Genomic DNA, 13,390 nt, shown 5'->3' with positions numbered 1-13,390 from the left:
AAAAAGTGTTATTATATACTTGTAATGATCAAAGAATAGAAATAAGAGAAGTTGGAGGCTGAATTTTAAGATGAATTCACAAAACAATTATACAGAGCAAACAAAACAAGTAGAGCGTCAACAACATTTTGCTATTCGTAAGTTAACAATTGGAGCAGCATCAGTGTTATTAGGAACAACTTTATGGATTGGGACTAATGCAAATACTGCTAAAGCAGATACTGTTGACGATAGTAATCAAGATAATGCAAGTCAAGAGGCTAAAGCAGTTGCGTCAAATAATACTTCTAATGCTAAGAAAGTAGTTATTGTCGCTTCTCAAGATAATCAAGTACCAGAAAGTAGAAACACTTCGAATCAAAATACTTCAACTATTTCAGAAAGTGCAGAAAAGCCTGTACAAAATACTGATGAAACAGCGTCAGAAACTCCAGCATTAACAGTTAATTCTGATGTTTCAGTAAAGACTGAAAAAAATAGAACAACTAGTGAAAATTTTTCAAAATCTACAAATAATGAAGAAAGTAAAGAAGATAGAGCTTCTACTAATTCAGTAAATATTGATAAGCAAAATAATTCTCAAGTTGCTGAAAAGAGTACCACTGAGAATAATATTGCTGAAAATAATCAAACTGAATCTAATATACAAAATAATTCTACCGTTAATTTAAGTGATTCAACTAAACAAGCTCTTCAATCAGCTGCTCAAGTTCAGGTTCAGAATGCTAAGTTGAATACGCCAAGTCAAAATACTAGTTCAAATTTATTTGCTAATAGTTTAGATTCTGTTCAACAGTCAGCTAAGCAAACTAAGGCGGAGACTAATATTCAAGATTTTGATTTATCTAAAGTTGCTTTACAAGGTGTGAAAAATACCACAAATTCTGATCTTAAATCAAGTCTTGCAAATATTGGAAATGTGAAACTTCAAACAAGCATTAATAACACTCTTCAAGCAAATCAAATTGATGAAAAGAATGCTAAACAAATTGCACAACTTTATGGAGTAAATAAAACAGTTGCTTCTTCCAATAATGTTCAAACTCAATTAAAGAGCTTTGAAATTCCAAGCATGACTCAAGCCCAAATGCAACAAGTGATTGGTCAATTAGGTTCGATCATTTCTGATCCAAATGTACAAAATATGGCAAAGGATATGATTCGCGGCAATTGGAATGGTGTTTTGAAAGAAAGTGAAGCAGCTGGTCAAAAGCTTGTAGCCAACCTTGGAGGCATTCAAGGCATCATTCAAAATGTAACTGGAAAACTTGCAGGTAGTGATTGGCAACAAGAACTCAAGAAGTTCAATATTCCAAGCATGACCCAAGCTCAAATGCAACAAGTGATCGGTCAATTAGGTTCGATCATTTCTGATCCAAATGTACAAAATATGGCAAAAGATATGATTCGCGGCAATTGGAATGGTGTTTTGAAAGAAAGCGAAGCAGCTGGTCAAAAGCTTGTAGCCAACCTTGGCGGCATCCAAGGCATCATTCAAAATGTAACTGGAAAACTTGCAGGTAGTGATTGGCAACAAGAACTCAAGAAGTTCAATATTCCAAGCATGACTCAAGCTCAAATGCAACAAGTGATTGGTCAATTAGGTTCCATCATTTCTGATCCAAATGTACAAAACATGGCAAAGGATATGATTCGCGGCAACTGGAATGGTGTTTTGAAAGAAAGTGAAGCAGCTGGTCAAAAGCTTGTAGCCAACCTTGGAGGCATTCAAGGCATCATTCAAAATGTAACTGGAAAACTTGCAGGTAGTGATTGGCAACAAGAACTTAAGAAGTTCAATATTCCAAGCATGACTCAAGCTCAAATGCAACAAGTGATTGGTCAACTAGGTTCGATCATTTCTGATCCAAATGTACAAAATATGGCAAAAGATATGATTCGTGGCAATTGGAATGGTGTTTTGAAAGAAAGTGAAGCAGCTGGTCAAAAGCTTGTAGCCAACCTTGGAGGCATTCAAGGTATCATTCAAAAAGTTACTGCAAGTATTAGCCAACATAATGGTACTAGTTGGTTAGATAAGTTTAAGAATATCATTCCTGATTTTGCTAATAATCAAAAATCAGTTGCTCAAAAGTTGATCGCGGGCATTAAGAATGCTGATGTAAGGGCTTTAGTTACCGATGTAATTAATGGTAAGGCTGGAAAGCTTTTACTTGATGTAGTTCACTATGGTACCAGTTCTTTGAAGACTGCTTACACTAAAGCACAAGAAATAATCAAGCAAGTTCAAGAAGGCATTCAAAAACAAGTGGCAACTATTAAGACAGATTTTTATAAATTTAATCAAAAGCTTGGTTTCCAACTTCCAAAGTTATCTTGGAATAGTATTACTATTAAGGTTCCAAAAATTCAATTTCCTCAATTTCACTTTAACTTGTTTGCGTTTTAACAAAAAATAAGAACTTAAAAACAGGATGTTTTTAAAGCATCCTGTTTTTTTATGAATTAAAAATAAAACTGCATACAAAATAAGAATTATTTTTCGTATAAAAAACAATTTTTAGAGATATAAATAGATTTGTCTAGACTGTTACGGACTGTAAGGACTGACTGAAATAAAAAAAGCATTATTTAACAAAAAACTATAAAAGTATAGCTGAAGCGAATAAAAACAGGTGTAATTTTATTCTTGATTTTAAAATAATACATGTTATTATATAGAGGTGATGAAAATACAACCACTAGGGAGTGGCTATTATTTTTTGGAATATTTTAAGAAAATGAGTAATTAGGAATTTGGAGGCTGAACAATGGTTTCTAAAAATAATCGCGTTCAAAAGATGGCTCAGGCTGCTGAACGCCAATCTCACTTCGGAATCCGTAAGTTGACAGTTGGTGCTGCGTCTGTTCTTCTTGGAACCACTTTATGGTTAGGCAATAATGCTAATGTTGCAAACGCTGATACAAAAGCTGACAACAATGATGCTGATAAGGCACAAAATAGTGAAAATGCTGTAGTAAATACTCAAAAAGTTGATAAGGTAGTTGTTGATGCAAGTAATGCTTCACAATCTACTGAAACTACTGATCAAACTCAAGAGTCATCTGATCAAAGTCAAAGTGCAGATCAAGCAGTGAAAAGTAATGATGAGAATACTGCTGATCAAAAAGTAGCAGAAGCTACTCAAAACGCACAAACTCATATTGAGAAAGCAACTGAAAATACAGAGAATAAGAAAGCTGAAATAACAAGTAGCCAAGCTGACGAGAAGGCTCAGGCTCAAAAAATCGAATCTGCTGCACAAAATGGTCAAAAGACCGCAGATGAGACTAACAATAAAAAAGATGATATTAATGCTGGTGCACTTAAGGGTGCTGAAAAAGCAGAAGATACAACAAACACTGATTTACAAACAAAACTTGATGAAGCTAATAAGAAAGCAACTTCAACTGCTGATTCAAAGGAAACTAAGGCAGATGCTACAACTACAACTTTAAACACTGCTCAACTTAGTGAATTAGGTAAGGCAAATGCTGCTTTGAAAAATCAACTTGGTGCAAGCTTAGTAAGTTGGGACGATATTCTTAGTGGTATTGGTCAAGCAGGAAGTGCAATTTCTGGTGCAATTAACGATGCTAATGCCGCAAAGACTAATGATGCAATCAACGAGGCTGAAAAGAACTTCAAGACTGTTGATAATGCTATGGACTTGCTTAGTGCAGCTAATAGTTGGGATAGCAGTATCCAAGGTGTTAACTTAAAGGGTAACATTAATCTTACTGGTGATTTGAATCTTACTAAGAACTTCATTATCCATGGTTTAGATGGTGCTACTTTAACTCTTAATGGTGGTTCAGGTTCTATTTCTAATAATGCCATCTTAACTTTAGATAATGTTACTGTTAACGGTAGTGTTGGTGGTAGCGGTAAAACTCAAATTAAGGGAACTGTAACTTCTAATGTTGGCTCAAACACTAGTAGCAAAGCTAACTTCGAAGGTTCAGGAGTTGAGGTTCTTAATGATGCAACTTTGACTATTAATCGAGCAGCTGTAGGAGATGGTATTAATTTAGCAGATGGTTCAACTGTAAAGGTTGACGATAATGCAACTTTAAATATTAATACTAATACTAACGGCGCAACTGATACAGCTCGTTATCATAATGCTGGTGTATTTATGGAAAAAGGTGGTAACTTCCTTACAGGTCGTAATTCTACTGTTAACTTAAATACTAGCATTGGTCAAGGTATTGCAATCGGTGCAGGTCGTCCAAATTCAACTGATAAGGATCGTTTTGGTGGTTATGGTACAGGTCAATCACGTCAAGCTGGACCAACTAATGTTATTTTAGGAGACCACACTACATTCAACTTTACTGGTCGTGATGGTATTATTTTAGGTAATAATTCTAACTTTACTACCGGTGATTATTCCAATGTTCATTTTGAAAACAAGGGTCGTGGTGTAGCGCTTGATTTAGCTAACGATAGTAATATTAATGTTTCCGATCACTCAGTTCTTTATTTGCACTCAGTTGGTAAAACTAGTTCAAGTGGTCCTTCTGGTAGTTATGATGGTTATAACTATGTTGGTGTTAACGAACGAGGAAATATTACAGTTGGTGAATATGCAACCTTCCGAGTAATTCTCGAAGGTCGTGGTGATAATGCATGGGATGATGTTGTTTCACTTGATTCACGTAGTTCAAGTAGTAATGCTGCCTTTACTTCTAAGAAGGGTGCTACTGTTGATATTCGTGATGATAACACTAACTTCTATGCAGAACTTATTTCTTTCCCATTAGGAAATGCTAATTCAAGAGTTGATATTCAAGATCCACTTTATGTAAACTTACAACGTTATTCAAATGGTGGTGAAACTACTGGTTGGATGCCTGTTGGTGGGGATGAAATCAACGATACTTCATCCCAGTATACTTCTAACTTAATTTATATGGGTGGTACTAAAGGTGTTGTAAATATTGGTGGATCTAATTATGTTGTTTACCAACGAATTAAGTCTAATGGTTCTAAGCAACTTTGGCTTAATGTAAACAGTGTTTCGATTCCAATGAATGGATTCCAAACTTTAGATCCATATAACAATAATGCTAACCCTGATCTTTCTATTAATGGTATTGGACTTACTGGTGGAATTAGAGCTAACCAAGTTCATAACTATAATGGTTCTCCTGATACTGGTAAGAATGCTCCTGCATATGGTATTTCAACTCAGCGTGCTAGTCATCAAATTTGGTTCCCACACTCAACTACTACTGAAGCTAGTGGAACTCATAAGAACATCATTAAGTATGTATATGAAGATGGTACTCCAGTAACTGATGCAAGTGGAAATCCAATCGTTAAAACTCAAGAGCTTGATTTAGATCGTCAAATTGAATTAGATCTTACTCCTGATGCTTTAAACAAGGTTCAAGAATATGCTTCAACTCACAGTTCTGATGAAACACTTGAATTCCTTAAGAATAACTATGCTGTTTCAAAAGATAGTGGTTGGCAAATTACTAATGCTGTTAATACATCAAAAGAAAATCCATATTCTGAAGTAGATTCACCAGTTCTTGACGGTTATACTGCAACTATTCAATCTACTAATGCACCGGGCGTAACTGTTGGTGCTAATGGTTCTAGCGTTACTGCTAAGTTCCAAATGCCAACTGAAGGTGTGGTTGAAAATGGCCAATTAACTGATGACTTTAAGAATAAAGGAATTACTGGTTTACCAGAAAATTATGAAACTGTAGTTGTTTACAAGAAGGGTCCAGCTGAACAAACAGTAACAGTTAAATATTATGATGATACTACTAATACTGAATTAACTAGTTATGATAAGACTATTACGGGTGTTCCAGGTAGTGACTTAAATTACACTACTCAACCATCAATTACCGACCTTGAAAATAAGGGTTATGACTTAGTAAGTGATAGCTTCACTAGTGCTAATTTAGATGGAAAAATGCCTGAAAATGGTGGTAATTATGAAGTTCACGTAAAACATGGTACTGTTCCAGTTAACCCAACTAATCCAGGTAAGCCGGGAGAACCTATTAACCCTAATGATCCAGATGGACCTAAATATCCAGATGATACTAGTGCTACCAGCTTAACTAAAGATGTAACTCGTACTATTAAGTACGTTGACAACACTGGCAAAGAAGTTGCTCCATCAGTTGATCAAAAGGCTACATTTACTCAAAGTGGTGTCTTAGATAAAGTAACAGGTGAATGGGTAACTCCACTGACTTGGTCAGAAGATCAAACAGTTAAAGCTGTAACTTCACCAACAGTTGATGGTTATCATGTAGTTAACGTGGATAGGGATGCCGATGGCAATAATGTTGCTCAAGCAACTCTTACTCACAATGACAGTGATTACACAGTAGTTGTAACTTATGCTCCAGATGAAAAACCAGCAACTGGTAAGGTAGTCTACATTGATGATACTACTGGTACTACTTTGCAAACTGATCCATTAAAGGGTGAAGCTGGCGATCCAATCAACTACACTACTCAAAGTACAATTAAGGATTATGAAGATAAGGGGTATGAATTCGTTTCAAGTAACTTTAAAGATGGTGATGAAACCTTTAAAGAAGGCGATGCTAATAACTTTGAAGTTCACTTGAAGCACGGTACTGTTCCAGTAACTCCAGAAAACCCAGGAAAACCTGGTGAACCAATTAATCCAAATGACCCAGATGGTCCTAAGTATCCAGATGATACTAGTGCTACTAGCTTAACTAAAGATGTAACTCGTACTATTAAGTACGTTGATAACACTGGTAAAGAAGTAAGCTCTCCAGTTACTGAAACTGTTCACTTTACTGCTAAAGGTGTCTTAGATAAAGTAACTGGTGAATGGGTAACTCCACTTACTTGGTCAGAGGATCAAACTTTTGCAGCTCAAAAGACTCCAGTAGTTCAAAACTATCATGTAACTGGCGTTGACAGAGATTCAAACGATAATGTAAACGTTGATAGTGCAACAGTAAACCATGATGCAAATGATTACACAGTAATTGTAACTTATGCACCAAATGGTCATATTATTCCGGTTGATAAGACTACAGGTGACCCAATTCCAGGACAAGATCACCCACAATTCCCAACAGATCCAAATGATCCATCTAAGGTTGATAATGGTGAAAAACCAAGTGTTCCTGGCTATAGACCAGAAACTGGTAAACCAGGTGATCCAGTTGAACCAGACTCTCAAGACCCATCTAAGGATGTAGAAGTTCCTTACGTTAAGGATGATACTCAAGTATCTGGTCAACAAACTGTTCATTATGTAGATAGTGAAGGTAATAAGCTTCTTCCAGATCAAGTAAATGATCGTGTAGAGTTTACTAAAGATGGTGCAACTGGTAAGTGGAATGAAGATAGCTATAAGTATAAAGATGCAACAGCTCCTGTAATTGAAGGTTATGTAACTAGTTCTAAGACAGTAGAAGGTAAGACAGTAACTCCAGAAGATCCGAATGCTGAAATTACTATTGTCTACAATAAAGTTGGTAATATCGTCCCACAAGATCCAAGTGGTAATCCAATTCCAGATCCAAGTGATCCATCTAAGAATGTACCAGAAGTTCCTTATAAGAATGATCCAGAAGATCCAACTAAGGTTGTACCAAACGAACCAGTTCCAGATATTCCAGGTTACACTCCAAATGTACCAAGTGTAACTCCAGAAGATCCAACTAAGGACACTCCAGTTATTTACAACAAGGATAAGAATCCAGCAACTGGTAAGGTAGTCTACATTGATGATACTACTGGTACTACTTTGCAAACTGATCCATTAAAGGGTGAAGCTGGCGATCCAATTAACTACACAACTCAAAGTACAATTAAGGATTATGAAGATAAGGGTTATGAATTTGTTTCAAGTAACTTTACTGATGGTAAAGAAGTCTTTAAGAAGGGCGATGTAAACAACTTTGAAGTTCACTTGAAGCATGGTATTGTTCCAGTTACCCCAGAAAACCCAGGAAAACCTGGTGAACCAATTAATCCAAATGATCCAGATGGTCCTAAGTATCCAGAAGACTCTGGCAAGGATAACTTGAGTAAGGAATATACTTCTACCCTTCACTTCCAATATGAAGATGGAACTAAGGCTGCAGATGATAATGTACAAACTTCAACTTGGACTCGTACTTTGAACATTGACAAGGTAACTGGTGAAATTTTAAATCCAGACGAAGCTTGGAAATCAAATATTGATACTTACAAGAATGTTAATGTTCCAGTTATCGACGGCTATGTTGCAATGACTAAGACCAAGAATGGTAAAGCTGTTTCAACTTATGTTGAAGGTGACAAAGCGGTTCAAGAAAATCTTGAAGATACTGTTATTTACAAGAAGATTGGTAACATCGTCCCACAAGATCCAAATGGTAATCCAATTCCAGATCCAAGTGATCCATCTAAGAATGTACCAGAAGTTCCTTATAAGAATGATCCAAACGATCCAACTAAGGTAACTCCAAATGAACCAGTTCCAAATATTCCAGGTTACAATCCAAATGTACCAAGTGTAACTCCAGAAGATCCAACTAAGGATACTCCAGTTGTTTACACTAAGGATGATACTAAAGTAACTGGTACTCAAGTTGTTCACTATGTTGATGATCAAGGCAATCAACTTCGTCCAGATGAAGTAAATGATAGTTTTGAATTTATTAAGAATGGTACAACTGGTAAGTGGAATGAAGATACTCATACTTATAAGAATGCAACAGCACCTGTAATTACGGGTTATGTAACTGCTGCCAAGACTGTAGAAGGTAAGACTGTAACTCCAGAAGATCCAAATGCTGAAATTACTATTACTTATCATAAAGTTGGTAAAATCGTTCCTGTTGATCCAAGTGGAAAAGAAATTCCAGACGCACCAACTCCAAGTTACCAAAATGATCCAGAAGATCCAACTAAGGTAACTCCAAATGAACCAGTTCCAAATGTTCCAGGTTATAGACCAAATGTACCAAGTGTAACTCCAGAAGATCCAACTAAGGATACTCCAGTTCCATATACTAAGGATGAAACTCCAGAAGCCAAGGATCAAATTGCTAGAGTTCAATACATTGACCAAGATGAAAATGATAAGATCATCACTGAATCACCAGAATTAACTGGTAAACCAGGTGACAAGATTGTTTACTCAACTGCAGAAACAATTAAGAAGTTAGTTGATCAAGGATATGTATTGGTAAATGATGGCTTCCCAACCGATGCTGCATTTGACAACATTGATGGTAACGAACAAATTTTCAAAGTTGTGTTGAAGCACGGAACTACTCCAGTTAACCCAAGTAATCCAGGTAAGCCGGGAGAACCTATCAATCCTAACGATCCAGATGGTCCTAAGTGGCCAGAAGATACTGGTAAGGATAGCTTGACTAAGGAAGGTAAGCAAACTATTCATTACACAGGTGCAGGTGACAAGACTCCTAAGGATAATATTCAAGACACTACTTTCAGTCATGAATTAGTGATTGATAACGTAACTGGTAAAATCATTCAAGATAATGGTTGGACTCCAGATAGCCATACTTTCACTACTGTTGATACTCCAGTAGTTGATGGTTACCACGCAGACAAGAAGACTGCAGGCGGTAAGACTGTTACTGTTGATAATCCAGAAGTAGAAGAAACTGTAACTTATACTGAAAACGGTAAGATTGTTCCAGTTGATCCAGAAGGAAACAAGATTCCAAATGTCGACAACCCAACTTACCCAACTGATCCAAGTGATCCAACCAAGGTTGTACCAAATGAACCAGTACCAAACATTCCAGGTTATACTCCAGAAACTCCAACAGTAACACCAAATGATCCAGGTAAAGATACTGAAGTGGTTTACACTAAGCCAGATGCTGATAAAGGTGTTGTAAATGTTTATGTTCATGACAACACTACTGGTGAAAATCTTGATCAATACGGATACACAACTGGTAATGTAGATGCAGGTACTAAGGTAAATTATGATAAGAATAGTGTAATTACTGAATTAACTAACAAGGGCTACAAGGTATTGAACCCTAATGAAGTAATTCCAGATGAAGTAACTAAGGGTACTCAAAACATCACTATTTATGTAGAACATACTACAACTACTGTAACTCCAGATAATCCAGGTCACCCAGGTGATCCAATTGATCCAAATAATCCAGATGGTCCTAAGTATCCAGATGGAACAAGTCTTAATGACTTAAAGAGAACTGCTACTCAAACAGTTCATTACACAGGTGCAGGTGACAAGACTCCTAAGGATGATGTAAAGAGCTTTGAATTTACTAAGCAAATTACTTTTGACAATGTAACTGGTAAGATTATTGATAACGGTTCTTGGAATGTTTCAAGTCATGAGTTTAATAGAGTTGATACTCCAGTAGTTGATGGTTACCACGCAGATAAGCGTATTGCCGGTGGTATGACAGTAACTCCAGATAACTTAAAGGCAGAAGAAACTGTAACTTATACTGAAAATGGTAAGATTGTTCCAGTTGATCCAAATGGTAATAAGATTCCAAATGTTGATAATCCAACTTACCCAACTGATCCAAGTGATCCAACTAGAGTTACACCAAATGAACCAGTACCAAATATTCCAGGTTATACTCCAGAAGTACCAACAGTAACTCCAGATAATCCTGGAAAAGATACTCCAGTCATCTACACCCCAATTCCAGCAGATAAGGGACAAGTTATTGTTAACGTTCATGACAACACAACTGGCAAGGATCTTCCAAATTATGGTTATGATTCAGGAGAACAAGAAGTAGGTCAAAAGGTTGATTACAACAAGAATGATGTAATTACTGAGTTGACTAACAAGGGTTACAAGGTAATCAATCCAGATGTAACTATTCCAAGTGAAGTTACAAAGGGTTCACAAGTTGTTACTATTTATGTAGAACACGATACTGTACCAGTTAACCCAACAAACCCAGGAAAACCTGGTGAACCAATTAATCCAAATGATCCAAATGGACCTAAATGGCCAAGTGACTCAAGCGATGTATCTAAAGATGTTACAAGAACTATTATTTTTGTAGATAATGAAGGTAAAGAAGTTCATGCTCCAGTTGAACAAACTGTTCACTTCACAGCACAAGGTGTGATTGATAAAGTAACTGGTGAATGGACTACTCCACTTACTTGGAGTCCAGCTCAAACCGTTTCTGGTCAAAATGTACCATTTGTTGAAAACTACCACGTAACTTCTATCAGTAAAGATGGCAATGGAAATACTTCAATTAAGAGCGTAACTTTAGATCACAATACTAATAGTTATAAAGTTGTAGTAACATACGAACCAAATGGTAAGATTGTTCCAGTAGATCCAAATGGTAATAAGATTCCAAATGTTGATAATCCAACTTACCCAACTGATCCAAACAATCCATCTAAGGTAGTACCAAATGAACCAGTACCAAATATTCCAGGTTATACTCCAGAAGTACCAACAGTAACTCCAGATAATCCTGGTAAAGATACTCCAGTCATCTACACCCCAATTCCAGCAGATAAGGGACAAGTTATTGTTAACGTTCATGACAACACAACTGGCAAGGATCTTCCAAATTATGGTTATGATTCAGGAGAACAAGAAGTAGGTCAAAAGGTTGATTACAACAAGAATGATGTAATTACTGAGTTGACTAACAAGGGTTACAAGGTAATCAATCCAGATGTGACTGTTCCAAGTGAAGTTACAAAGGGTTCACAAGTTGTTACTATTTATGTAGAACACACTACAACTACTGTAACTCCAGACAATCCAGGTCACCCAGGTGATCCAATTGATCCAAATAATCCAGATGGTCCTAAGTATCCAGATGGAACAAGTCTTGATGATTTAAAGAAGACAGGAACTCAAACAATCCACTACACAGGAGCTAATAATAAGACTCCAAAGGATAATGTTCAAAGTTTCGATTTCACTAAGAATATTACTTTTGACAATGTAACTGGTGAAATTATCGACAACGGTTCTTGGAATGTTTCAAGTCATGAATTCGGTACAGTTGATACTCCAGTAGTTGATGGTTACCATGCAGATAAGCGAACAGCTGGCGGTATGACAGTAACTCCAGATAATTTAAAGGCGGAAGATACAGTAACTTACACTGAAAATGGTAAGATAGTTCCAGTTGACCCAGAAGGAAACAAGATTCCAAATGCATCAACTCCAACTTATGTAACTGACCCTAATGATCCAACCAAGGTAGTACCAGATGAACCAGTACCAACAATTGATGGCTACACACCAAATCAAAACACTGTAACACCAAAGGATCCAGGTAAGGATACTGAAGTGGTTTACACTAAGCCAGATACTCCAGTAACTCCAACACCAGAACCATCAGTAACTACAGTGGTAGGTAAGCAAACGATCACCTTTGTAGATGGAGACAATAACAACACTCCACTTAGAGATTCAGATGTACAAACACACACATTTACAATCACAAATGGAGTACCAAGTGAAAACAGCTACACATTTGGTACAGTTAATGTTCCAGTAATCAAGGGCTACGTCGCAGAGATCAAGACAGCAGGCGGCAAGACAGTAACGCCAAATGATCCAAATGCGGAAGTAGTAGTTGTTTACCACAAGATCGGCAAGATCGTTCCAGTGGATCCAGATCATAATCCAATTCCAGGAGCAGAAACGCCACAATACAAGAACGATCCAGAGGATCCAACTAAGGTAGTGCCAGATGAAAATGTACCAATCATTGATGGCTACACCCCAAGTCAAAATACAGTGACACCAACTGATCCAACTAAGGATACTGAAGTTGTATACACTAAGAAGACAACTCCAGTAGAACCAGATGAACCTGATACACCGGATGAGCCAACAACGCCAGATAAGCCGGTTTCACCTAAGCCAACTAATCACAAACCAGCTGAGCCAAACTATAATAACAATATTCGTCCTCATTCCGAAAATAACAATTGGAATAATAATATTCGTCCACATTCACAAAATGGAGATTACAGTGATACTGTAAGACCTCATGGTGAGACTATCGACGAAAATGGAAATATTATCAGAGATGGCAAGGTTGTAGGATATGTTGATAAGAATGGTAAGAAGCATTACACTACTAAATCAACTCTTCCACAAACAGGTGAGAACAATAATGAAGAAACTTCTGCAGCAATCTTAGGAGCAGCTGCCGCAGGAATCGGCATGATTGGTCTTGCTGGTGTAAAGAAACGTCGTAAGAAAGATTAGTATATACTTGAATTTAGTTCTCTAATTTAAGTATGAATATAGAAAAAGCATAGCTTCTGTAAAGAAGTTATGCTTTTTTTAAACTTTTTTAGTGTGAAACTTGGGAAAATAGACTATCTCGTATTATAATAGATGTATATGAAAGGCTAGAA

Annotated in this window: 2 protein-coding genes; both read left to right on the top strand. The window is 36.7% G+C overall.

Annotated features, from left to right (window positions below; all coding sequences use genetic code 11):
- Nucleotides 1–70: 70 nt before the first annotated feature.
- Entirely contained in the window at nt 71–2,410 is a 2,340-nt protein-coding gene (locus tag FOD82_RS06175; RefSeq protein ID WP_144355605.1) for a YSIRK-type signal peptide-containing protein, read from the top strand.
- A gap of 361 nt (nt 2,411–2,771) precedes the next feature.
- Nucleotides 2,772–13,238 carry a YSIRK-type signal peptide-containing protein gene (locus FOD82_RS06170; protein WP_144355604.1) on the top strand — a complete coding sequence of 3,489 codons (10,467 nt, stop codon included), beginning with the start codon at nt 2,772–2,774 and terminating at the stop codon, nt 13,236–13,238.
- Nucleotides 13,239–13,390 lie beyond the last annotated feature (152 nt).

This window comes from Lactobacillus sp. LL6, from assembly GCF_007570935.1.
Classification (GTDB): Bacteria; Bacillota; Bacilli; order Lactobacillales; family Lactobacillaceae; genus Lactobacillus.
Note: the sequence above shows the minus strand (reverse complement) of the source record. Positions and strands in the feature narration are given on the sequence as shown.